At 43.5% G+C, this 25,648-nt stretch carries 18 protein-coding genes; 10 read left to right on the top strand and 8 right to left on the bottom strand.

Going from position 1 to position 25,648, the window contains the following annotated elements; all coding sequences use genetic code 11:
* Positions 1-24: 24 nt before the first annotated feature.
* From FHW88_RS28550 to FHW88_RS28530, 5 genes are all read right to left on the bottom strand, one after another.
* Positions 25-2,262 carry a penicillin acylase family protein gene (locus FHW88_RS28550; RefSeq protein ID WP_176628917.1) on the bottom strand — a complete coding sequence of 746 codons (2,238 nt, stop codon included), beginning with the start codon at positions 2,260-2,262 and terminating at the stop codon, positions 25-27.
* Between the two features lie 415 nt (positions 2,263-2,677).
* Positions 2,678-3,769: a DUF3810 domain-containing protein gene (locus FHW88_RS28545; RefSeq protein ID WP_176628916.1), complete on the bottom strand. Its 1,092-nt coding sequence runs from the start codon at positions 3,767-3,769 to the stop codon at positions 2,678-2,680.
* A 133-nt stretch (positions 3,770-3,902) separates the two neighbouring features.
* Positions 3,903-4,421: a DUF2911 domain-containing protein gene (locus FHW88_RS28540; RefSeq protein ID WP_090528267.1), complete on the bottom strand. Its 519-nt coding sequence runs from the start codon at positions 4,419-4,421 to the stop codon at positions 3,903-3,905.
* Positions 4,422-4,693: 272 nt separating this feature from the next.
* Entirely contained in the window at positions 4,694-7,099 is a 2,406-nt protein-coding gene (locus tag FHW88_RS28535) for a TonB-dependent receptor (protein WP_176628915.1), read from the bottom strand.
* A gap of 112 nt (positions 7,100-7,211) precedes the next feature.
* Positions 7,212-7,418 carry a hypothetical protein gene (locus tag FHW88_RS28530; RefSeq protein ID WP_090528273.1) on the bottom strand — a complete coding sequence of 69 codons (207 nt, stop codon included), beginning with the start codon at positions 7,416-7,418 and terminating at the stop codon, positions 7,212-7,214.
* A gap of 292 nt (positions 7,419-7,710) precedes the next feature.
* Here FHW88_RS28530 and FHW88_RS28525 point away from each other — a divergent pair, with 292 nt between their 5' ends.
* Positions 7,711-8,358, top strand: a complete 648-nt coding sequence (locus tag FHW88_RS28525; RefSeq protein ID WP_090528277.1) for a DUF47 domain-containing protein — start codon at positions 7,711-7,713, stop codon at positions 8,356-8,358.
* Between the two features lie 120 nt (positions 8,359-8,478).
* Here FHW88_RS28525 and FHW88_RS28520 read toward each other — a convergent pair whose 3' ends face one another.
* Both FHW88_RS28520 and FHW88_RS28515 read right to left on the bottom strand, forming a co-directional pair.
* On the bottom strand, positions 8,479-10,965 hold the full coding sequence (locus tag FHW88_RS28520) for a TonB-dependent receptor domain-containing protein (RefSeq protein WP_176628914.1): 2,487 nt from the start codon (positions 10,963-10,965) through the stop codon (positions 8,479-8,481).
* 147 nt (positions 10,966-11,112) lie between these two features.
* Entirely contained in the window at positions 11,113-11,526 is a 414-nt protein-coding gene (locus tag FHW88_RS28515) for an EamA family transporter (RefSeq protein WP_176628913.1), read from the bottom strand.
* Between the two features lie 146 nt (positions 11,527-11,672).
* Between FHW88_RS28515 and FHW88_RS28510 the strand changes: the two genes are divergently transcribed.
* From FHW88_RS28510 to FHW88_RS28470, 9 genes are all read left to right on the top strand, one after another.
* Complete coding sequence (locus tag FHW88_RS28510) at positions 11,673-12,350, top strand: response regulator transcription factor (protein WP_090528286.1); 678 nt, start codon at positions 11,673-11,675, stop codon at positions 12,348-12,350.
* Positions 12,350-13,597, top strand: a complete 1,248-nt coding sequence (locus tag FHW88_RS28505; RefSeq protein ID WP_176628912.1) for a sensor histidine kinase — start codon at positions 12,350-12,352, stop codon at positions 13,595-13,597. Before FHW88_RS28510 ends, FHW88_RS28505 begins: the two co-directional genes overlap by 1 nt.
* Positions 13,598-13,675: 78 nt before the next feature.
* Positions 13,676-14,923, top strand: a complete 1,248-nt coding sequence (locus FHW88_RS28500) for a TolC family protein (protein ID WP_176628911.1) — start codon at positions 13,676-13,678, stop codon at positions 14,921-14,923.
* Position 14,924: 1 nt separating this feature from the next.
* Entirely contained in the window at positions 14,925-15,854 is a 930-nt protein-coding gene (locus FHW88_RS28495; RefSeq protein WP_176628910.1) for an efflux RND transporter periplasmic adaptor subunit, read from the top strand.
* Positions 15,854-18,949, top strand: coding sequence for an efflux RND transporter permease subunit (locus tag FHW88_RS28490; protein ID WP_176628909.1), 3,096 nt, complete (start codon positions 15,854-15,856; stop codon positions 18,947-18,949). Before FHW88_RS28495 ends, FHW88_RS28490 begins: the two co-directional genes overlap by 1 nt.
* 56 nt (positions 18,950-19,005) lie before the next feature.
* A complete protein-coding gene (locus FHW88_RS28485; protein WP_176628908.1) occupies positions 19,006-20,007 on the top strand; it encodes a YncE family protein in 1,002 nt (333 codons plus the stop codon).
* Between the two features lie 130 nt (positions 20,008-20,137).
* Positions 20,138-21,175, top strand: a complete 1,038-nt coding sequence (locus tag FHW88_RS28480; protein WP_176628907.1) for a fatty acid desaturase — start codon at positions 20,138-20,140, stop codon at positions 21,173-21,175.
* Positions 21,176-21,506: 331 nt separating this feature from the next.
* On the top strand, positions 21,507-21,950 hold the full coding sequence (locus FHW88_RS28475; protein WP_176628906.1) for a hypothetical protein: 444 nt from the start codon (positions 21,507-21,509) through the stop codon (positions 21,948-21,950).
* Positions 21,951-22,140: 190 nt separating this feature from the next.
* Complete coding sequence (locus FHW88_RS28470; RefSeq protein ID WP_176628905.1) at positions 22,141-22,995, top strand: hypothetical protein; 855 nt, start codon at positions 22,141-22,143, stop codon at positions 22,993-22,995.
* Between the two features lie 337 nt (positions 22,996-23,332).
* On the opposite strand, the gene FHW88_RS28465 is transcribed toward FHW88_RS28470, so the two are convergent.
* A complete protein-coding gene (locus tag FHW88_RS28465) occupies positions 23,333-25,549 on the bottom strand; it encodes a putative Ig domain-containing protein (protein WP_176628904.1) in 2,217 nt (738 codons plus the stop codon).
* Between the last annotated feature and the right edge of the window lie 99 nt (positions 25,550-25,648).

Raw genomic sequence — 25,648 nt, 5'->3', positions numbered from 1 at the left:
TTAACTTACCAAATATACTTTTTACTATTTAAAATAGTCGCCGGGATGATAGGTGCGCTGCGCATGCTTTAAAACATCTTTTTTGTAAAACAGCACGTCCTTAAATTTACCGTCAATAATGCCCTGCTCCTGATCGGTGAAGTTTTTTGATGCAGGATCAAAAGAGCTGCCGCCGTTTACGATGCTTTTGGCCCTTAACCGTGTACCAAATTCCACAACAGCGATAAAACTATTGCCCGAATATCCATACCGCTTGTTGGTGTTCATGATGCGGCTCTGGAACGATGGCAGCTGTCCAAAGCCCGATCCTGTTAAACCAACCGGGATACTGGGTTTATTATCATCAAAGGTAATGCCATCATCCGGGCGCTGGTAACGGTTCATCTCCCCCCACTCCACTTTCCAGGTACCAAAACGGCTTTGCAAATTTTGAAGTACATCGTTTAACCAGGCCAACTGCTGCGCCGGACTTATGGTTTTAACCAGCGTTTGAAAGCGCCGGGTAATAAAAGTGCTTTCCTGATCGGTTTGAGGCGGGGGCAGCGCTTTCATCATCAGGGTGCCCCATTCAATAGCAAGCGAACTGGCTACCGAATGGATAGCGGTATTCCTGTCCCACAACTGCAGGACCTTTATTGGCCCGGCAAGCGATTGCTTAACCGAATCGGGAGCGGCGTCATAAGCTTTGAAAAGTGATGGTAACAGATCGTCAAAAGCAGCGAGATGGTGGTCATACCCTTTAGCTACCAGGTCATCAAGCGTAAGGTTTTTCGCATCTTTTAAAATCCTGATAGCAGTTACCGCGCGGTAGTTTTCACCGTCGGGGGCCATGTAAACCGGGTATTTACTTTTATTCGGACTTGACGTGCCCGAAGCCGTATACGGCGTTGAATTACAGTTCTGGACCCACCCGGTGGCGGGGTTGGTAATGGTGATGATCTCGCTCAGCTTGTGGACACCCTGCCATTCGGTGGCCGATGTGCTGCCATCAACCGGCAGGCTCCAGTCATATTTGGGATTGCGTTTAGGGATGTAGTTGCCGTACCAAAAAATTGTATTCCCCTTATCATCGGCGTAAACGGTACTGTTCGTAGCGTTTGATAACATATTCATGGCCTTTTTATATTCGGCCAGGTTATTGGCTTTGGTTATCAGCCATGACTCAACCAGGGCATTATATGAGCGGTTGTTAGCTTTAAGTGCAAGCCATTTACCGTCCCTGGCGCCCAGCACCGGGCCATGATGGGTATAATAGCCTGTTATAGAGCGCTGTTCAATCTCATTGTTATTCTTTATTTTGAAAGATAGTTCGCGGGTGATAACGGGCCTTAGCTTACCGTCATATTCGTAATACCATTTACCATCCTTTTTGCTCACCTTTTCGGCGTAAAGATCGGCCACATCGGCATAGGCACTGGTATGCATCCATCCGCAATGCTGGTTAAAGCCCTGGTAAATAAAAAACTGGCCCCAGGTAACAGCCCCGTACGCGTTAAGGCCTTCATCGCTTACCAGCTCAACCTCACTGCGGAAATAGAACGGCACATGCGGATTGATATACAACAAAGCATGGCCCGATGCCGATTTGGATGGCGCTATAGCAAAGCCATTTGAGCCGGTTTCACGCTCGTTCACCATATCATAAATATTTTTTACAGGCTGGCTGGTTACCGCGCCAAGCTTTTCGGGGGCGGTACTGTAAAAGTCGTTGGTTTCGCTTAGTTTAATGCCCCCGGTTTCGGTAGCGGCAACGCTGCCATCGGTAAACATCAACGCGTACCAGGGTTCAAAATGTTTAAATACTTTGGGTTTTACTTCGGGATGTTTGTACAGGTAATAGTTAATGCCATCGGCAAAAGCATCCAATAATTTCCGGAACCAGGGGGCGCTTGTTTTATAATCTTTAATGGCGTCGGCACTATCGGCAATCAGTTGCAGCTGCACGTCGGTATATAAATTAGTTTCGCCATCAACCTTGGCCTGTTTACCTAACTGGTAAAGGTAATTGCGTTCAATGCCTTTAAAGTTATCTTCGCACTGGGTATACATCAATCCGAAAACAACAGCAGCATCTGTTTTTCCATAAATGTGAGGAACTCCCCAATTATCCCTGATAATGGTTACTGACTTTGCTAATGTTTTCTCCCGTTTTATTTCCTTTTGATTAATTTTTTGAGCAAAAACCAAAGCAGGAAGAAACATTGAAACAATAATAAAATTTGCTTTTATAGTAACAGCAATTTTACCAAACAATTTATCCATATAAATGTGAAGTAAACGAGGCTTTTTAAAGATTTTGAGGTAAATTTGAAGATTAATTCATAATAATTACATAGCAGCGCCGTTTTTATTCAAATATTTACAATCGGCTTTTTTTAGGGTAATTATTTGCTGTACTTTAAAACTGTATAGTTAACATTTGATAAATTTCGTGCCGGTTTCCACTCCGGTATCCGAATAGAAGAGCTTGGGTACGCATTTAAGATGATATCTGAGATTTAGTTGATTCAATATCATTTGAGACGTGATATTGTGTGCGTTCCGGGGTGAGATACGGAACGCATTTTTTGTTTATGAAAGAGATCATGGTTCATAGCTAATGGTTCATGGCAATTAGTGGTAATCACTAACAAGATTCAAATTCGGCCATGATCCGTGAACCATCAACTATGAACTACTAATGAACCCACTTATCTCTATACCACGCCATAGCTAACAACACCATGCGGTTATAGGTTTCGAGGCCCTGGGGCTGGTTGTTGGCTTTCAGGAAATTATCGTAAAAAATACTGCTTATAGCGCCCAGCTTGTTTTCGTAGGCCAGCCAGTAATTACGCTCTGCGATATAATCGCTGCGTACATCTTTACTGATGAGCGCTTTGAGTTCTTTATGAGCAAGGGTATCACGGGCACCAAGCGAATGCATGAATTCCTGCACGGCGAGATGATATGCCGAATAACGCAATAATCTGTCGTGCGATTTTACGGCGATGACAAAACCCGCAAAATCAGCTTCATCTTCGGCCCCATACCCCATTTGGTGCGACATTTCATGACATACCACAAAGGGCCGGTTAAAAATGGGCATCTGGTAATTTACCTGGGCTTCGGAGGTGAAAGGGTTATAATAGCCCGAGGTGCCAATATAATTTAATAAGGGCGTCAATATCGATGGTTTGATATCAGGATTATAAGCCCTGAAATTAACAGAATCTTTACTGAGTACGCCGATTGCATGCCGTGCTGTATTATAAATATGGGTATTACTTTGGGCCCAGTCTGCCGGTGCAAGCCGTGCACGGGTAACGTTGGCGCTGTCAATCAGGATGCGGGTTACGGCTTTAAGATCGGCGGTTGTAAAAGCCGTGTCGCTGAGCCCAAGCCGCTCGGAGGCCGGCAGCCTGAAATAGTTCATTCCCCACAACATATAAAAAGCCACAATGCCTGCCTGTATACCTATAACCAACCCTAAAAAAAGTCTCCCCGCCATTTGGAACCTTTTTTTAAACAGCAGGGCAATTAGCTTAATCACCGCATAGATCAAATAAATAACCACGGCTATATATATAATGTCGCCAACACTAAACGGAAATATGTTTAAAATGGAATGAAAAACCCGGCAAATAATAATGTAAAAACCATTGGCATAATAACGTTCAACAGCGGCCGGATGATCAGCAAACAGCATCAGCAAAAAAATAGCCAATGCCAATGATATTATCGCGATGATCCTTTTTAGTACAGGTTTTTTGTTGGTTGGGTAGCGCATTATCTAAGGTAAATATAGCGCTTTAGGGTTCAGGTTTAAAAAAGAATGCTTTTGCGCGCTAAAAACCCGGGTAATAGAAAAAGCCCCCTTGGCAGGAGGCTTTCAAAATTGTGAAAAATAAGGTTACTGAATATCATTTACTCACAGACACCGGCACTACAATCTTATCCCAGAACATGCAAAAGCTTTTTGCATCAACTGTATAAACTAATCTTTCGTGCATCGGCGCGGCTTTGGTTTTTACGTTTACACGCAGGGCGTCTTTTGACTCATCGTATTTAAACGCGCCCCATTGTTTGGCCACTTTGTTAAAGATAGCTGTCCAGGTACCGTTTTCGGCAGGGACCAGGAAGAAGCTATAAGTACCCGCTGCCAGTGGTTTACCCTCAACTTTGATATCTTTTGTTGTTGTAAAAGTTGTGGCCTCGTTAGCACCTGCACGCCATACTTTACCGTAAGCTTCAAGACCTCCCCAAATTTTACGGCCTTTAACCGATGGGCTGCCATAGTTAATAGTAATAGTTGAACCAGCCGCTGTACCGCTAACGCTATCGCGCGGGCTTGCTGGTTTGTCCTGGGCAAAGGTTACCGCTGATACTAATAAGGCGAAAGCAAACAGGAATGCTGCTTTAAGCTGAAATGATTTTTTCATAAGATTTCTCATAAATTGTTTAATATAAAGATAGATTGAAATTTGGTTTAAAAACAACTATTCGTTTAAATACCTTCGAGAGGTGATTTTAACACATAAAACACTGAAAATAAACACCTGATGGTTAAACTATTTTGATTTTATATTGTTTAATAATTGAAAGATCATATTGCAATTAGGAATCGACCGGAGGGATTCATAGCCCAAAGGTTAAACAATTGTTGTGGTTTTTTTACCCTGCCTACCATGGCAGGGTTTTTTATGCGCCGGCATCATTGTACCTTATAAGTTAATATGCTCCGTCCTATATTGCCTGCTTCATCAATACCCTCCATCACCAAACGGTAATTACCTTTGCTATCTGCATTAAAAAAATCAAACGAGGCATTGCCATCTTTGTCGGTTACAATATCGGGGTTCCAGTATATAGCGGTTCTTGCGTCAGGTTTCTTATCAGCACCTGTTGATGCTTCATAAACCGGTGAATAAAAGGTACGGGCTTTGTAAAAACCCCTTGCTGTAAAATACAGTAAGCCTGGCGACATCACATTATTTGAAACAACCGGAGCTTGAGTTTTCCGCATTTTGAGTACCAATACCCCATTTGCCCCCCTTACACCATAAATGGTAGCATCGTTATTTTTTAACACATTTACACTTTCAACATCAGCAGCATTGTAATTATCAATACTTGTTCCGGCCGGCAATACGGTATCATCAACTACGATCAACATTGGCCCTCCCTGCATGGCCGGGTTCACCTTATCAGCCAGGTAGGGTACGCCTTGTCTCAAAACAACACCATTTAAACGGCCCTGCAACCCGTTTGACAGGGTGCTTTGGTCTCGCAGGTTATTTTTCCCCAAAACCTCTGTAGTAAGTTTACCGGCATTAATACCTCTTTCATTAATAGTAACCGCATTAAGTGCCCTGCTATTCGCATCAGCTATGTAAACCGGCTGTTGCGTTGTTTTATCAAAGCCCGCACCGTTTACCCCCTGTGCCGGGCCCATCAAATCTCCGGTTTTAATATTTGTTAATGCCTTTGCCAGAGAAATGGATATTTTGGTATTACTTTTCCCTTCGGCTGTTTTAGCCTGGATCATGAACGGGGTTTTATCATCATAAACCAGGTTTTTGAAAGTAAAATTACCATCCTGATCGGTGGTTTGTGTTAATAAAGCCCCGCCTGCCTGCGGCATCAGGGTTACCATACCGCCATCAACCGGCTTCCCCGAAATTGTTTTCACCTGGCCCGATACATCGAAACCGTTTTCGGCAGTATAGACTGCGGCAGTGTTGTTATCATTGAGCACTTGCTTCCACTCAAAGTGGCGGTACCCCTGGGTTAACATCAATACATCCAGGTTAAACCGGGTATCATTGCTAACATCAGCAAAATAATAATTGGGTTGCTCAATTACCCCTTTCAGATCAGACGTTAGCAGCAGACTTGATAATATGCTATTTTCATCATCCCCGGTTACAGACGCTTTACCGGCATCAATAATTGATGCTGATAAATAGCTTTTTACCGCCTCTCCGTTTTTGTTTTTAGTATTGATAGCAATATGCACCTTTCCTCTTACCGGGTATAAAGGTTTATCGCTAACAGATGTAATCGTTAACAGGTCGGGATTTTGGATAAATACCAGGCGCTCATTCAATGGTTCGCCCTGCTCCGAAAAAAGCGTTATCCGGGTTATACCTGTTTTAAAATCTTTTTTATTAAGATTTAGGTCGAGCACCTGGTTATCAAGCACGGTTTTTACCGAGCGGATACTACCGGCCGAATAAATAATTATACCTATTTCTTTGTTCTTATTTTTAAGGTAATAAGCTTTATTGGCATTTATTTCAATGCCAAGTTTATCGGGATTATCATTGTTAACCATCAACGTGATCCCCTCGTTATCGGCTTTCGGTAAATCCACTATCGCTTTGGTACCATCGGCATAGGTTAAATTAGCTTTATAAGTTTTACCTGCTTCGGCAGTAATAAATATAAGCCCCATGCCCAGGTGTTTCGATTCAAACCTGGTTACTTCGGCATTGGAGTTATCAACCACAACACCTTTAACATCAAGCCCCGGCCCGTTTGCACTTACCGCTTTAAAGGCCAGCTTGGTTGGTATACCGTTTACAAAACTTCCCCCTTCCGGAAAAAAAGCGATGTTAGGTTTACCTGCTTTAACCACTAACGCTTTATTGCCCGCAAATGCCCTCCCATTGACGTTTACCTGCCGGTCAAATGAACTCTGCCCGTTATCGATCATCCATTTAGTATACGCCCTGATACGATAGGCCCCTCCGGGCAAGATACCGGGAAGACTAAAATCGCCTGCGGCCAAGCCATTAACCATTTGCAGCGTGATAGTTTGCAGCAGGGAATCGGAAGGGTTAACCAGGTCGACATGTAACATGCCGCTTAACTTTGAAGGCTCATGCTGTTCGCCCAGGGTTACATATGCTTTAAAGTATATGGTATCGCCTGCATTGTAATAAGGTTTATTCAAATGCAGGTACACTTTTTCAACCGCTTTACTGGCCGATAAAGTTTGCAGGCGCGATACCACAGCATCTAAAGAAACGGAAGGTGAAACCGGTTTATTATTTTGTGAAAAAACAGGCACAGAGCAATACCATGCCGCTAACAGCGATAAAACTATCTTTTTCATAAGCGGGATAATAGCAGGTTAAACTGGTTATATAATGGCAATTAAATATAAGTATTTATTTGCAAAAACACTCATTTTAAATTAGTTATACCCCCTTGCAAAACCGCGCCTGCTATTGCGTCAGTTCGGCATCCTGCTTCATTTCTTCCCAGTAGAGTGTTTCAAGGTAAATACCGTTTTGAATAGCTACACGCGCACGTATTTTTTCTAATTCGGCTTTCACTTCTTCATTGCTGAGCTCCCTACCCAGCGAATGGTAATAAATGGCGTAACCTGTTTTGCTGTTTACGCATTTATAATGCTTTTCCCCGGCTTTCATAATTGGATTGACTAATACAAATACAATACTGCAGATGGCAGGATTGTTTTAATTAAACTTAAATGTTACACAATTTTCTTCATTCAATATACGGGTTTCTTTTTACTTTAAATCAACAAGTTATAATCTCATTAATTTTGTTTTATTACATTGGCCTAACCATTCTTAACATTAACTTAACATTTGGCATTGTATTAATGGTTACTTTTATCCGCTGAATAATTTATAGTAACATATTTTAAAATCCACTGAATATAACTACTGTAAATTCACGGACTGATAAGACAGATCAATGAAGAGCACTAACTCAAAATCGATATTTCCAAACTCAAACCAGGTTTTTTACGATTTGTTCAACACTGCTGTAGCCAATGTTACCGAAATGGCCAGGCTACTGAATGAAGCCGTTAACGCCCCAACATCATATGAGCAGAAGTTTAATTTTGCGCATATTGATAAGCTGAAATTTAAAAGTTACGAAGTTACCCACAGGGTATTTTCAGAATCGGGCCGGATGCTGATCTCTCCATTTAACCGTAAGGATATGTGCGATCTGGCATCGGCTATTGATGACGTAGCCGATAGCATTACCATGGCGGCCCGCAGGATCAACCTTTACAACGTGCCTGTTATTACCCAGCCAATGATAGATTTGGCCGCGCTGATCCTTAAGACCAGTACAGAGCTTGAAAAAGCGGTAAACGCGATGAATAACCTGAACAAATCGGCTGAGATCTTTGAGCTTTGCAGCAATATCAAAAAACTGGAAGCCCAGGCCGATTCAGTTCACAATAAAGCCTTTGCCGATCTGCTTAATAATGAAAAAGATCCGATTGAATTAATTAAATATACCGATGTTTTTGCAGCCATGGAAACTGCTACCGACAGCTGTGAAGATACAACGCTGATCATTGAAAGTATTTTGATCAAGAACGGGTAACCTCACCCAACCCTCTCCAAAGGAGAAGGCTTTAAATAGATATTTTAAACAAAAAAGCGATGATAACTCATCGCTTTTTTGTTTTTAAAGTCCTCTCCTTTGGAGAGGATTTAGGTGAGGTTATTTCCCCTTATCAGTTTGAAGGCCATTGTCACCTCCATTATTATCCTGATCATTGTTTCTTTCTTTTTCCCGCTCCTTCTTAAATTCAAGCTTGCCAAACTTATAACTCAGGCTTATGCCGAACGACTGTACCGGTACCAGCCTCAGGTTGGTTGAATAAAAGTTGCTGCCAAAGGTTGATGAGCTTTGACTCACGTATTTGGCAAACGGATTGGTAGCCGTAAGGCCGATGCTTGCCTTTTTATTCATGAACATTTTGCGCATGGCAAAATTGTAGAATACAAATTTGGGATTGGTACCCTGGATGCCCTTTTGCGATGAGTTGTAGTTACCAAAAAACTCGGCGCTCAAATCATGACCAAAGCTATATTGCGCGTTGAGGTTAAGGCGGTACGCGAAAGCGCTTACATTGGCAAAACCCGGGTTAGTGCTGCGCCTGTCGCTGAAAATCATATTGGTACGCAGGCTTAGCTTACTGGTTACCGGTACCGAAGCATAGATATTGATACCGATGCGCTCTTCCGAACCTATGTTATAACGCTGGTTCAATGACACATCGGTATAAGTAGTACCGTTCACGTCAAACGTGGAGTAAAAGGTAGTGAACTGTTGGATATCATCGGTATTACGGCGATAGAACGCCGCTATGTTGATATTAGCACCCTTATCATATGATTTGTTATAACCCAACTCAAAGTTGTCGCCCTTTTCGGGTTTAAGATTTGGGTTACCGGTGCTGATATTATGCGGGTCGCTGATGTTCAGGAAAGGGTTCAGGTCGCCATAATCAGGCCGCTGGATACGGCGGGTGTAGCTCAATTTAAGTGATTCGCCGCCGTTTCCAAACTTATGAGAGAAAACCAACGATGGCGCAAGGATATTATAAGATGGGATATTTACACCCTGAAAATCGGCTGTAGTAGTGGTATACTCATCCCTTAAACCAGCTTTCACATCCAAAAATTTATTAAATACCGATGTTGATGCCGACAGGTAGTAAGCATACACTTTACGGTCGTAAGTAAAACCATAGGTTTGGCTTGGGTTAGGCACAAAGGTATTACCGCCAAAAAGCGTATCCGTTATAACGTTATTGTTGATATGGTTAAATACAAGCTTGCCGCCTGTTTCAAGTGTAAAGTTTTTGCTTACCGGCTGCGTATAGTCAACAGAGATATCGGTTTCCCTGTCCTTACCCGGATTGTTGTTGGAGATACCGGATGAGGTTATGCCCGAATCATAATCCTGCCGCTGAAATGAACTGAACAAATTACGGCCAAAACTTGATGAATATAATACATCAAGCTCCTGTCCTTCTTTGGCGAAAGTTTTTTTGTAATTCAAACTTACATCGGTTGAGTAGCCACTGAATTTACTGCTTGAGTTACGGATACTCCTGATATCAGATATTGGGTTACCTGCTGCGTCAACCTCGCTTTGATCCTGGTTGGTAATTCCGTTGCCATGGTTACCAAAATGATTAAAGCCCACACCTGCGGTCAGCTGATCTTTAGGGGTAATATCCCACGAAAAATTGATCCCTGATTCGTAACCATTACGTTTAAAGTTATTACTTCCCTGCTGGAACAAGGTAGTTTTATTATTGGCCGAATCAGTTGATACGCGGTTACGGGTATTAGGTGCATTAGTATTAATTTGGGCATTACCGCTAAAAAAAGCATTCACGCCAAAATTGCCTTTGCGGGCATTCAGGTTAAATGAGCCGTTTTCGCGGCGGGTACCTGCCGATAGGTTAACGCTGCCGTTAATGCCCTGCACTTTGCTGTCTTTCAGGATAATGTTTACGATACCTCCCGTACCGGCCGCGTCATACTTAGCGCCCGGGCTGGTAATCACCTCAATACTTTTGATCTGGCTGGCCGGGATGCTGGCCAAAGCATCGGCAAGGCTGGCCCCAAAAATGCTTGATGGTTTACCATTGATCAAAAAACGGATATTGGCATTGCCCTGAAGCTCCACATTACCATCAATATCAACCGTGATCTGCGGTACTTTTTTTAATACGTCAATAGCTACGCCGCCCTGTGCACTTAAATCGTTTTGAGGGTTGTAAACCATTTTATCTATCCGGTTTTCAACAGTAGGTACTTTAGCGGTTATGGTTACGCCTTTTAGCTCATTGGCAACCGGAGCCAATTTGATCTCGCCCAATGATACGGCTCCATCTTTAACTATTACATGTTCGATAGTTGCTTTCTGGTAACCTAAAAATTCGGCCGTTATTTTATACTCCCCGGCGGGGATGTTATTTATGCTAAAATTTCCTTTGGGATCGGTGCTGATGCCATTGAAGGGTGAAGCAGCGCCTTGTTTAAATACAGACACGGTGGCATAGTCAACCGGTAGCTTGGTAGTGGCATCGGTAACTTTACCGGTAATTTTCCCCCTGGCTCCGGGGGCAGTTTGGGCGTGTAAGGTGGTTATAAAAATAAAAGAAAATAATATCAAAAAAACAGATTTCATTATAAAATACGGGTGTTTGGAACCACAAATTTTATAAGAAAGATTGGATTAAATCTGAATTAAATGGTATTGAAGTGTATTTGTTACAATATGTTTTTGTTATGTATATATGCTTGTTACATTGTATATGAGCATGTTACAAAAAGATTAGAAAATCAATACAATTGTGCCGCCGATGATAAGCAGCGCGCCTATGGCATTTTTTAAAGTTAATGGCTCGCCCAGAAAAATAACAGAAAGCGCGATGGCCAAAGCAACGCTTAGTTTATCAACAGGGGCAACCTGGCTTACCTTGCCCAACTGCAGGGCGCGGAAATAACAGATCCACGAAAGGCCGGTTGCACAGCCAGACAAGATGAGGAAGGTCCAGTTGGTTTTGGTGAGCGTGCTGATACCACCATGGCTCCCCTTAAAAAGGGCTATAGCCCAGGCCAGGATCAGGATTATGACGGTACGGATGGCCGTAGCGAGATCGGTATCAACCCCTTTAATCCCTATTTTGGCAAAAATGGCTGTGAGCGCTGCAAACAGCGCCGAAAGTAATGCGTAGATCCACCACATAATGATCAGATTTTGTATTTAACTTGCAACAAGCTAAATGCAAATTTGCTTAGGCATTCTGTATAAAATCTGTGAGATAGCTGTTAGCTCTACTCAAAATCCAGAATCTGTACAAATTGGCATTTTAACTTTATCAAAAAAACGTTTTGAAAATACTCATCATCGAAGACGAAGAAGGCCTGCGCGAAAGTATTGAAGAATATTTTACAGAAGCCGGCAACATTTGCGAAACCGCGGCCAGCTATGCAGCAGCCCTGGCCAAGGTTGAACTGTACCGTTACGATTGTATCCTGCTGGATATCACCTTGCCCGGCGGTAATGGTATTGATATATTAAAAAAGCTTAAAGCCAATAATTACACCGATGGGGTGCTCATCATATCGGCCAAAAACTCGCTCGATGACCGCCTCCAGGGCCTTGACCTGGGTGCCGATGATTATCTGGTAAAACCCTTTCACCTGTCGGAATTGAAGGCAAGGGTATCTGCCATCATCAGGCGTAAAATGTTCAATGGCAGCAACGTGCTTAACTTTAACGAGCTCAGTATCGACCTGATGGCTAAAACCGTAGCTGTAAACGGAACCCCTGTAAAGTTTACCCGTAAAGAGTTTGCTTTGCTTATCTATTTCATATCCAACAAAGGCAAAGTAATTTCAAAAAACGCCATTGCCGAACATTTATGGGGCGATGGCATCGACCTGGCCAATAATTTCGACTTTATTTATTCGCACATCAAAAACATCCGCAAAAAAATAATGGAAGCCGGCGGTAAGGATTATATTTATGCAGCCTATGGTATGGGTTACAAATTTGCCGATCAATAATGAAGCTTTCGGAAAGGTATAACCGGGTAAATTTAATTGCTACTATCGTTATCATGCTGATAACGGGCGTTATTTATTACCAGGCTATCAGCCTCATCCTTACTAATCAAAAAGACAATTCACTTAAGGTTGAAGAGCAGGAAGTTTTTGATTATGTAAAGCTCAATCACCACCTGCCCCAGGTTTTTGCCTCGAAAGACCAGCAGATCACCTTTATTTCGGCCGAACCCAATTCTGTTAAACGCGAATTTTTTAACACTACTTATTACCGCGAAAAAGACGAGCCGGAATCTGGTCGCGGCCTGGTCAGTTCGGTAAAAGTTGGCGACAGGTATTATAAAATTCTGATAGTTGAATCGAAAGTAGAAACTGAAGACCTGATCCAGATCATCTTCGGCATTACCATTGGCGTTATCTTATTACTGCTGCTGGTGCTGGTAATTACCAACCGCCTCATATTGAGCCGGCTTTGGCAGCCATTTTACAGTATCCTGAGTGAGTTGAAACTATTTAACGTCACCGATAGCCGCGAAATGCCGTCTCCCAATACTACTATCGACGAGTTTAACGAACTCCAGGCCGAAGTTACCGCCATGGCCGAAAGGGTAAAAAAAGACTATAAAGACCTTAAAACCTTTACCGAAAACGCCTCGCACGAATTGCTTACCCCTATCGCTGTGATCAATTCCAAACTGGATACCCTGATCCAGACAGAAAACTTTAGCGAGCATCAAAGCAAGTTACTCAATGACCTTTACAGCGCGGTATCGCGCCTGAGCAGGCTTAATCAATCGTTATTATTACTGGTAAAGATTGAGAACAAACTACTGAACGATCGACAGCACCTGGATTTACAGGAACTTATAGATGATTTGCTGTATCAATTGGAAGATATTTTCAACGACAAAGAAATAACGGTTATTTCAACAATTGGCAAAAAGGAAATTGAAGCCAGCAATTACCTTATTGAGATCCTGTTGAATAACCTCATCATCAACGCGGTTCGGCATAACCAAACCGGAGGCGAGATCATCATCAGCCTCACAACCGAAAATTTAACAATCAAAAACACCGGCGAGCAAATAGCCTTGAATCCTGAAAATATCTTTACCCGCTTTCATAAAGCATCCACATCTGAAGGCAGCGGGCTGGGGCTCACTATCTCCAAACAGATCTGCGAAAGTTTGGGTTATCAACTGGTTTACAGTTATGAAGAGCCTTACCATATCTTCACGGTTAACTTTTAAATTTGTTACACTGCCCCTACCAAATTTTTCCAGAATTATCCTGTAGCTTAGCTATTATTTAACACAACATATATTATTTTGACCATCCGGATAAAATGGGTTTTCGGCTTTTTATTTTGCCTGCTTAGTGCTGCTACACAGGCACAAACTTACAATCTTGAACATTATTTGGAGCTTGCCAAAAGCAACAGTCCGCTGTTAAAGGACCTGCAAAACCAGGTTGCTTCAGGCCAATTGGACAGCCTCCGGATCAGGGCAGGTTACAGGCCACAGGTTAGCGCTAACAGTGCAGGACTTTATGCCCCGGTGTCCGGCGGTTATGGTTATGCGCCTGCTATAACCAACGAACATACACTCAATGCACTATTAGGCATCAATCAATCGCTGGATAGCAAAAAAAATATCGCTACACAGATCGACGCAGTGAAGCTGCAGTCGCAATCGGTGCTCAATACCGCTAAAATCTCTGAGCAGGATCTGAAAAAAGCAGTCACCGCGCAATACATCGCCGCATTTGGCAGCCTGCAGCAGGTAAAATTTAACCAGGAAGTGATCAGCCTGCTTAACCGGGAGGAAGCGCTGCTTAAAAAGTTAACGCGCACCAATGTTTATCACCAAAGCGATTACCTTACCTTTCTGGTTACCCTTAAGCAGCAGGAACTAACGCTGTCGCAGGCAAGGCTGCAATATAAAAATGACTATACAACGCTTAACTATTTAACCGGCATTGCCGATACCAGTTACATCGAATTACAGGATCCCGGTATTCAAAAAACTATCCGGACCGATATCAGTAACAGCATCTTTTTCAGCCAGTATAAAACGGACAGCCTTAAACTGGTGAATAGCCGTTCATTAGTTGATTTCAGCTACAAGCCCAAGATCAACCTGTTGGCAGACGGTGGTTATAACTCCGATTTTTTAAGCGGGCCAGCCTATAAAAATTTCGGGGCCAGTATTGGTTTTAGTTTTACGCTGCCATTGTATGACGGTGGCCAGCGCAAAATCCAGTACCGCAAGCTGTCGTTAGAGGAAGATACCCGCCGCAGCTACAAAGCGTTTTTTGATACTCAATACCGCCAGCAGATTGCACAGTTAAACCAGCAGATTGATGGTTCAGAAAAGCTGTTAGCCCAAATTGATGACCAGATGAAATACACCGAAAGCCTGGTAAAAGTTGACACCCAACTGCTGCAAACAGGTGACGTACGTGTGGCCGATTTGGTATTGGCCATTAATAATTATCTTGCTATAAAAAACCTTAAAACGCAAACCAATATTAATAAGCTGCAGCTCATTAATCAGCTCAATTACTGGAATAAATAATATGAAATTTAAACATATATACCTATTTGCAGGCCTTTTAATCTTGCTGTATAGCTGCAAAGGCAATACCCAACCTGCGGATGATGCCGGCGACGGAGGTTCGGCCGCTCAAACACCTGTAACCGTAACCGCCGTAGCCGATAGCGCCATGGTTGATTATATTGATCTGACTGCCACATCCGTTTTTCAGCAAAAAAACATTGTGAAGGCCAATGCTAACGGTTACATCCAAAAGGTGAACATCCTGCCAGGGCATTACGTAAATAAAGGCGAGTTTTTATTCAGCATAAAAACTAAAGAAGCACAGAGTATTGGTAACAGCATCAATGTACTGGATACCACTTTCAAATTTTCGGGCGTAAATAAAATAAAAGCTGCCGGCAATGGCTACGTTACCCAACTCAATCACCAGCAGGGCGATTACGTGCAGGATGGTGAACAACTTGCAGTGATCAGCGACCGCTCAAGCTTTGTATTTGTGATGCAATTGCCTTATGAACTGCGTAGCTATGTAAAAAACAGCCAGAACGTACAGCTTGTACTGCCCGGCGGTGAAAAATTGACGGCACAGGTAAGTTCATCAATGCCTGCTGTTGATTCGTTGTCGCAAACCCAGGGCATTGTGCTTAAGGTAAACAGCGCCAATCCCATCCCTGAAAATTTGGTGGCCAAAGCACGGATCATTAAGTCGATACGCCCGCATACGCTATCACTTCCAAAATCGGCCATACTAAGCAATGAAACACAAACGGAGTTTTGGGTAATGAAGCTGATCAATCCTACTACTGCGGTAAAAACCGCCATAACCAAAGGCATTGAAGCCGGCGGCAGGGTGGAAATTTTAACCCCCAAATTTTCGGCGAATGATAAAATAGTGGTTACAGGCAATTACGGACTCGCAGATACGGCTAAAGTGAAAATTGTAGAGTGATGAAGGAAAACCAGCGCAAAAATTACTTCATAACCCATCGCAAGCCTTTAGGCCTGGTGCTGGCCCTGATTATTATGGGCGGTTTGTTTGCTTATTCAAAACTGCAAACTTCGCTTTTTCCTGAAATCACTTTCCCCAAGATCAAGATCATTGCCGACGAGGGCCTGCAGCCGGTAAATAAAATGATGGTTACAGTTACCAAACCGCTGGAAAATGCTATTAAGCAGGTGCCCGACCTGCAACTGGTACGCAGTACTACCAGCAGGGGAAGCTGTGAAATTTCAGCACTGCTCAACTGGAATGCTGATATCGACCTCAGCCAGCAACGTATCCAGTCGAGCATCGACCAGATCAAGAACGACCTTCCCGCCGATGTAAATATCAGCGTAGCCAAAATGAACCCTTCCATTTTACCGGTAAGCGGCTATACTTTAGAGAGTCATAACCTGTCCCCTATTGAATTAAGGCAGTTAGCTACATACACAGTAAAACCATTCCTTTCGCAGGTCGACGGGGTATCGGAGATCAGGGTGATCGGCGGTAAACTCAAGGAATACTGGCTCACACTCGATCAGCAAAAAATGACTTCGTTAGGCCTTACGCCTGATATTATCAGCAATACGCTTGCTACTACCAATTTCGTAAAATCAGAGGGTTACCTGTCTGATTATAAGCGCATGTACCTCACTGTTACTGATGCTACCATCAATGCCAAAGATCAACTGGAAGACCTTGTGATCAGCAACAACCGCAAAAGAATAGTACGGCTCAAGGATTTTGCAAGCATCCAGGTTAACGAAGGGATTGAATACACCCGCATCAACGCCAACGGGCATGATGGGGTATTGATAGCTGTAGTAAAGCAGCCCAATGCCAACCTCATTTCGGTGAGTAACGATATGGCCGATAAGATTGACGCGCTGAAAAAACTACTCCCGCGGGGTGTAAGTATCCGGCCATATTATGTTCAGGCCGATTTTGTGAACGACTCGGTTAGGAGCGTGAGTGACAGCCTTTGGGTAGGTTTACTCCTGGCTATTATTGTGGCCGTGATCTTTTTACGATCATTCAAGGCAAGCATCACCATATTGATTACCATCCCGGTTACACTCGGGCTTACACTGCTCATATTGTACTGGCTTGGCTATACTTTTAATATCATGACGCTGGGTGCTATCGCAGCATCCATAGGGTTAATTATTGATGACGCCATTGTGGTGGTTGAACAGATTCACCGGATACATGAAGAACACCCTGATGAGCTGAGCAGCCATTTGGTTCGCAAGGCTATTGATTACCTTTTCCCGGCCATGGTGGGCTCATCTATCAGTACCATCGTAATTTTTATTCCTTTTGTTTTGATGACGGGTGTGGCCGGGGCCTACTTCAAGGTACTTACCGATACCATGATCATTACCTTGCTGAGTTCGTTCTTTGTAACGTGGATCGGATTGCCGGTAATTTACCTGCTCGTAACGCGTAAGCCTAAATTAACTACAGCAAAAGCTAAGACAGAAGAAATACACACAGTTAAGCAACAAAAGTGGGTAAGCTTCTTTATCCTGCGCCCTTATGTAAGCCTTATCATTATTGCCGCATTGGCAGCAGTAATTGTGATTGTCCCCCCATTGCTGGAGACCGGCTTCCTGCCTGATATGGACGAAGGCGCCATCGTGCTCGACTATAAATCACCTCCGGGAACTTCACTGGAAGAAACCGATCGGATGTTGCGCCAGATAGAAAAACAGATCATCAAGCATCCTGATGTAACTGCTTACTCGCGCCGCACGGGTACACAAATGGGCTTTTTTATTACAGAGCCTAACAGCGGCGATTATCTTATCCAGTTAAAAAAAGATCGCACCAAAAGCACTGAAGAGGTGATCAGCGATTTGCGTAAAATGGTTGAGGAAACTCAACCCGCGCTGCAGGTTGAGTTTGGCCAGGTGATATCCGATATGCTTGGCGACCTCACCACATCGGCCGAGCCTATCGAGATCAAGGTATTCGGTGATAATCAGCAAACATTGCAAAACCTGTCAAGGCAGATAGCCGGGCTGGTTGAAAAAGTAAAAGGCACTGCCGATGTGCTGCCGGGTATTGTTATCGCCGGTCCTTCGGTAAGCATTCAACCCCATTACAGCAAAATCGCACAGTATGGAATTACCGCAGCCGATCTGCAAATGCAGATCCAAACCGCGCTGGAAGGTAATGTGATAGGCAGCTTACTGGAGAAAGAACAGCTTTCACCCATTCGCATGGTTTACCCGGGTAACCGCTCGCTTAACGTGAATGATATCCATAACCTTCACATATTTTTACCAAACGGCAAACTCATCCCTATAACAGAACTTGCTTCGGTTGAGCTAAGGCCCGGCGATGCCGAGATCAACCGGGAAAACCTGCAAAGCATGAACGTAGTAAGTGCCCGGCTGGAAGGCAGCGACCTGGGTACCGTAATAACGGCCATTCAAAAAACCATCCATGCTAACGTAAACCTGCCAACAGGCTACCATGTGGAGTACGGAGGAGCCTACGCCCAGCAGCAGCAGTCATTTAAAGAATTGCTTATCATCCTCATAACTGCCTGTTTACTGGTTTTTGGGGTGATATTATTCCTGTTCAGGCAGTTCAGGATAGCGCTGCTTATTTTGGTAATTGGCATTTTAGGCATCGCCGGCAGCTTCCTGGCCTTATTTATTACCGGTACGCCGCTCAATGTGGGCAGCTATACAGGGTTGATCATGATTGTGGGCATTATTGGCGAAAATGCCATTTTCACCTTCCTGCAGTTTAAGGAAAGCGCTATCGAAAATGAAAATAAAAACATTGACGCGGCTATAACCTTTGCCATCAGTACCCGTTTAAGACCAAAACTGATGACCGCGTTGGGCGCTATTATAGCCCTGTTGCCGCTTGCTTTAGGCATAGGTGCAGGCGCGCAATTACATCAGCCACTGGCTATTGCGGTTATCGGCGGATTTTTAGCGGCGTTGCCATTACTGCTTATTGTTTTACCGGCAATGCTCCGTATATTGTACCGCAAAGGGTTTAACATTCATTTGAACGAAATTAATGAAAGCCATCACGGTTAACACAGCATTTTTACAGATTCGGGACTTAATTTCATGGCAATAAACATTCCCGAAAAATGAAAAAGCAAATTTTGGCCGTAGCCTTGCTCATAGCAGGTATAGCTCCTTTTAAACTAAACGCACAAACCTATGTAGCCGATAAAACCATCGCGCTACCGGGTGATGGCGGTTATGACTACCTGGCTATCGACAAGATCAACCGTAATCTTTATGTATCGCATGGTACTGCTGTAAATGTTATTAACCTGGATACCGAAAAGCCGGTTGGTGTTATTGATAATATGAAAGGCGTTCACGGTATAGCCATTGTAAATAAACTTAATCGTGGTTTCATCAGCGATGGCAAGGCAAATGCGGTAGTAGTTTTTGATCTGAAAACTTTTAAAACCATTACTACAATTGCCCTAACAGCTGCCAATGGCCCTGACGCTATTATGTATGACCCCTACTCCGACCGGATATTTACCTTCAACGGCGAAAGCGATAATGCATCGGTAGTTAACCCGGCAACGCTTAAACAGGTTGGCACGGTTGCACTTGGCGGTGGCCCCGAGTTTGCAGTATCGGACGGTAAAGGAAATATCTACAATAACCTTGAAGATAAAAGCAGCCTGAATGTTATTGATAGCAAAAGCCTTAAGGTGATTAAAAACTATCCCCTTGCCCCCTGTGGTGGTCCTACCGGCTTAGCGCTTGATGCCGTTAATCAGAAATTGTTTACCGTTTGCCGCGAAAATAAGGGGGTTAGTGTTGTTGATATCAAAACAGGTAAAGTGACTGCTACCCTGCCAATTGGCGCGGGGGTTGATGCTGTAGTTTATGACCCTGAAACCAAACTTATATTTTGCTCATGCGGCGATGGCACCACTACCATCATCAAACAAAAATCGGCTGATGAATATGAGGTGATCCAAACCCTAAAAACTGCCGAAAGGGCCCGCACGATGACAATTGACGCCAAAACCCACAAAATTTATTTAAGCGTTGCACAGTTTGAGCCCGGTACACGTAAAGCCATTCCAAATACTTTTAAGGTGCTTGTTTTTAAGCAAAACTAACGTAAATTGTATATAAAATTTACATGAAATGATCATGAAGATTTTGTTTATTCCTAATATTACTAATTAATTTTTACAAAACAATGAACTTTTGTGTACGTTATCGTTATATTTAACGTTTTAACACTATATGATTAAAAAGACTGATTTTGTTTATTCCCAGGAGTCTGAACCTCATCGTATCCGCACAAAAAAAATCTTGAAGGAGTTTCCGCAACTGCGAAAGCTTATAGGCAAAAACCCAAAAACCATATGGGCCATTATTGGTTTAGTAGCTTTCCAGGTTGTTTTAGCCTGGTTTGTACGTGATCAATCATGGTGGATAGTTTTTGGAGCTGCCTATTTACTTGGCGCTTTTGCCGATCACGCGCTGTTTGTAATGATCCACGAATGTACTCACCAGCTATTGTTTAAAAACCGCAACGCAAACCGTTGGGCATCCATGTTTGCCAATTTACCGCAAATATTGCCAAGCGCTATTTCATTCGAAAAATACCACATCAAACATCACTCCTTTCAAGGTGTACATGAGCTTGATGCCGATTTACCAAACCGCTGGGAAGCCAAACTGATCAGCAATTCATTTTTTGGTAAAGCAATCTGGCTGCTGTTTTTCCCGGTATTTCAATTGTTCCGCCTTTCACGTTTAAGGGAAATCCATCCTTTTGACGGCTGGATCTTGACAAACTGGTTATTACAGGCAGCATTTACAACCGCAATCGCTTACTTTATGGGCTGGCATGCAGTAGCGTTTTTGCTGTTAAGCTTTTCGTTTTCAGTTGGCCTGCACCCGCTGGGCGCCCGCTGGATCCAGGAACATTACCTTACCGTTACCGAAGAACAGGAAACATACAGCTACTACGGCAATTTCAATGCAGTTGCTTTTAACGTAGGCTTCCACAATGAGCACCATGATTTCCCTTCTATCCCATGGAATAAACTTCCGGAGATCAGGAAAACGGCCCCGGAATATTACGATACATTATACTATCATACCTCATGGACCAAACTGTTTTTCCAGTTTTTGTTCGACAGGGAGATCTCGCTGTTTAACCGCATCCTGCGTAAAGACCGCGGCCGCGTAGCGTTAACAGATATTTCAAAACCAGATATCGACCTCACCAAATCTGAAGCCACAAAGCCGGAACTTATAGACGTTGAGAAATAATAAAAACAAAAAAGGGCCTTTTTTCAAGGCCCTTTTTTGTTGGTAGTACATTGCCTCCCCCGCCCAAAACATTTCACATTCGCCCTTGCATCCGCCGCTGCCGCAAGCGTCCACGCTTATGGCCCGCGTTTAGGTATACAACCTGATTAGCCTCTCGCATAGCTTAGCATGATACCCACAAGCGAGGACGCTTGCGGTAGCGATGAAAAAGGGCCTGAAATAAGGCCCTTTTTTGTTGGTAGTACATTGCTGACCCACGCCTAAAAACATTTCACATTTCCCCTTGCATCTCACTAACTAATCTTCGTATATTGCTAATAAAATTAGCAAAATGAAACATGTAAGTGTGGCAGCCCAGCTCATTATTTTTAGCCGTTATATCGGTCAGCAGGTTATGATCATTAGTCTTTTAAACAATAGCGAAGTGAATATTGGCGTCCTTACTGGAGTAAAACATAATGCCATAGCAGTTAATATTGACGATCTAATACGCTGGATCCCGCTTTATGACAACTTCAGACTTTGCGAAATCAAACTGCTTTTAAAGCCCTTAAAAAAACTTACGCCTGATGTTGTTTCTGCAGCAAACGAACTGCCCGTAAAAGCGTTCATTACTCCATACTACCAGCAACTGGGCTATGATATGCCTGTTTTTATTGAACCCGGGCACCCCTGCAATTGCAAATATGTTCAGGAACTTGAACTGGCCGATTACCGTACCCCTGTAGAAATATACCGACAAAGCGCCTTATTACATGCCTTTGAATCGGCATAAATGTTTCGTGGTACGAATATTGTGTACCATTGCCCTGTTTGTTATATAATTTTCATATAGTCGTAACAAAATCAAATAATTAATGTCAACTTCATACTAATGCGCTTTATTTGCGTTATTGTTTGCAAGAAACAGAATGAGCCGGTCAAAAAAATTAAATATACTCTTACCCATTGTATCCCTACTTTTCATGGGGGCCTTCGCCAAGCACAGGCTGCTCGACAGGCAGGACATTACAGGCACCCTGAATGATAAAGAGATGGATGAAACGTCGGGTATCGCGGCATCTTCCATTAGCCCCGACACTTACTATGTACATAACGACAGCGGCGATACCAGCCGTTTTTTTGCTATAACAGCCGAAGGCAAACTCAAATCAACCATTTATTTTAAGGGAGACAGCACTCAAAAGCTGGGTGTACAGGATTGTGAAGATATTGATGTTGGTCCCGGACCGGAAAAAGGTAAAAGTTACGTTTATCTTGGCGATATAGGCGATAATAATCAAAACAGGCCATATATTACAGTTTACCGCATGGCCGAAAAAAAATCATGGGCTACAGGTGATAAGGCTATTACAAACACACAAGCTGTACGGGCAGATTTTAAATATCCGGATGGCCCCAAAGATGCGGAAACATTGATGATTGACCCCATAGGCAAACAATTGATCATTGTGAGCAAAAGGGGTGATACCGTTGCGGTTTACACCAGTCCGTTAAAATACCAGGCCAATACAACAACAGTATTAACCAAACGCTGCAAATTGTTCTTCGCTGGTTTTAAACCTTTTAAATGGATCACAGCCGGCGATATCTCTAAAGACGGGCAGCAGATCCTGCTAAAAAGTTACGACAAAGTTTACTACTGGCGCCGCCAGCATAACGAACCCATATGGGAAACCATGGTACGCAAACCACGCGAGCTCGTTTATAAAGTTGAAAAACAGGGCGAGGCTATAGGCTTCCAACCCGATGGCAAAGGCTACTACACTACAAGTGAAGGCGTTTTTTCGCCGGTATATCATTACGATGTGCCAAATTGATTTTCCCAACTACATCATATAAAAATGGCCTTTTATCGAATAGATATAGGCCATTTTTGCTATCAACGTCCCATCAGGGTCTCTCGCAGAGGACCCTGATGTATACGCCATGCAGATTGATATATACGCCAGATCAGCTGTTCTAAATACCCAAAACGCGATGAACCTCAGGGTCCTCTGCGAGAGACCTTGAGGGGACATGAAAATCAGCTAATCAAATAAAAAGCGTCATTGCGAGGTACGAAGCAATCCCAAACTATACAGGGTGGCCCTGCTCATCGGGGATTGCTTCGTACCTCGCAACGACGCGTGTTTTTTATCTCCCTATCCTAAATCCTTACATAACCCTAATAAGCTTTACACCATGCGGTGGGATTTTGAAAGTGTATTTGTGGTTAACCGCTATCAGGTATTTTTGTTCCCAAACATCGCGGGCTTTGGTAAAGCCTTTTAACAACTTGTCGTTAGCTTCCAGGTTAACGGTTTGATATTTAACAGATGTGTTAAAGAAACCTATTGCTTTTTCACCTTTGGTAAGCTCTTTTACCCAAATCTGCTGCTCATCTGTTTTAGAAGCCTGTCTTGCACCTTTGCCTAAGGCATCCTGGTCAATAGCCAGTACTTCATCATTCGTCAACAAGCTAAGCGTAAACCTGTCCAGATGCCCCATATCGCAGCCGATTAACAGCGGCGCAGACAGCAGGCTCCATAAACTGATGTGGGTATACTGCTCATCATAGGTTAAACGGCTATTGTGCAGGCTTGGCCCCCAGCCTACTTTGCCTACAACCAGCATATCCGGATCATTAAAATGTCCCGGACCAGCGTAAGGCGAAGCAGGGTCCTGGCTAAAGCCAATATCACTCATACTTCTCCAGGTATCCTGGATATCGCCGGTGGTACGCCAGCTGTTGCCGCCGGTTTCGGCACCCCATTTCCAAACATCGCCCCAGCCGTACTGGCAAAAACTAAACATAATATCGCGGTTTACCTTATTTAAAGAGGTGCGCATTACTTCATATGGTTTCTTAAGTGCAGGCAGGTCGGGATGCGGCGGGGTAACTTCCGAGTAGGAGCACCAGTCGTATTTTAAATAATCAAAACCCCAGTCGGCATAAGTTTTGGCATCCTGGTCTTCATGCTGCCAGCTGCCCAAAAAGCCGCCGCAGGTGCGCGGACCAGGCGATGAATAAATCCCGGTATGCAAGCCAAGGCTGTGGACATAATCGGTCAGCCCTTTCATATCCGGAAACTTACTGTTAGCAACAATAGCACCATCGGCAGCACGGTTTTCTGCTTCCCAGCCATCGTCGATATTGATATAGTTCCAGCCATAAGCACTTAATTTCTCCGACATTTCTTTAGCCGAGATCTTTACCTTTTCGTCATTAACACTCAAGCCCCAGGCATTCCAGCTGTTCCAGCCAAGGGCCGGGGTAAGACCAATTTTATCACCAATGCTAATAGTTAGTGTTTTGGTTTTATTGCCTAAGCTATTGGTAACGGTAAGCGTTACAGGATAATCTCCCTTTTGGCTTACCACACCTGTAATGATACCGGTTTTAGCATCAAGCGTTAAGCCGGCAGGCAAGCCCACGGCTTTATAGGTAAGCGGCTTTTTACCGGTTGCCGGGATCAGATAAAGGAAAGGGTTACCAGGCCTTGCCCCGTAAACATCGGCTCCGTTAATTTTTGGCCTGGGCGATGGATAAGGTGTAAGCACATAAGGCGTGGTTTCCGTTTTAACAATTTCTTTACCCGATTTTTGATCGGTAAAGGTATAAGCGATGGTATACGACTTTTTGGCTAACCGGGCTATCACAAACGAATAGGTAAAAGGCTTGCCGGTGGTAAAGTTTGCAGGGTTTGTTTTTTCGTAGATCACCGCGCCCGTTTCAGGGTCGGTAACTTTAAAGGCCAAAGTACCCTGGTACTGGTATTTATTGGTGGTTACCAATTTGACAGATTTGGCCAGGCTGTTATTTTCCTGGAAACTAAAATCGCCATCGGTATTAACTGTAACGTGATCCATTACATCGGCCATGGCAATAGAAAAGTTATCGCCGTAAATACCACCGTCGCCCCCGGTATCATAAATGCGGATGGCCAGCACATTTTCTTTATCCCACAAAATTGCAGGATCTGAAGCCGGGATACTATAAGTGCGCGAGCCGTAATGGCCATCTTTAATGGTTCCGCTGTGGCCGCCATATTTAGCGATCAGCTTTCCGTTTAAATACACCTCGTCATTATCATCAACACTGGCAAGGCTTAAGCGGAGACTATCTTTTAAATAAGCTTTCTCCTTAAGCGATGAAGGAATCACTACGTGGATGCGGTACCAGCCGAAGCCATCGTAATTAGGGTGTCCCTGCGGCTCCCAGGAATGGGCGACATCAATGTTTTGCCAGCTTTGATCGTTAAAAGTTGGGGACGACCATTGGGCAGAATCACCCACAGCAAATTTCCAGCCTTTGTTAAGCTGAACATCCTGTGCCGAAGCGCCCAGATATGTACCACCCAACAATAGCAATGCGGTAAAAATTTTCTTCATTATTATAGGTTGTTTAAAAGTGAAAAGCGAAACAGGATTTCGCCCGGTTAGTATGCAGATTTAAAGGTACAATGATTTTGAATAATTAGAAATGTATTG

The organism is Mucilaginibacter sp. SG538B, from assembly GCF_013376065.1.
In the GTDB taxonomy this organism is placed as follows: domain Bacteria; phylum Bacteroidota; class Bacteroidia; order Sphingobacteriales; family Sphingobacteriaceae; genus Mucilaginibacter; species Mucilaginibacter rubeus.
The sequence above is the reverse complement of the archived record's forward strand: the minus strand, read 5'-3'. Positions and strand labels throughout refer to the sequence as shown.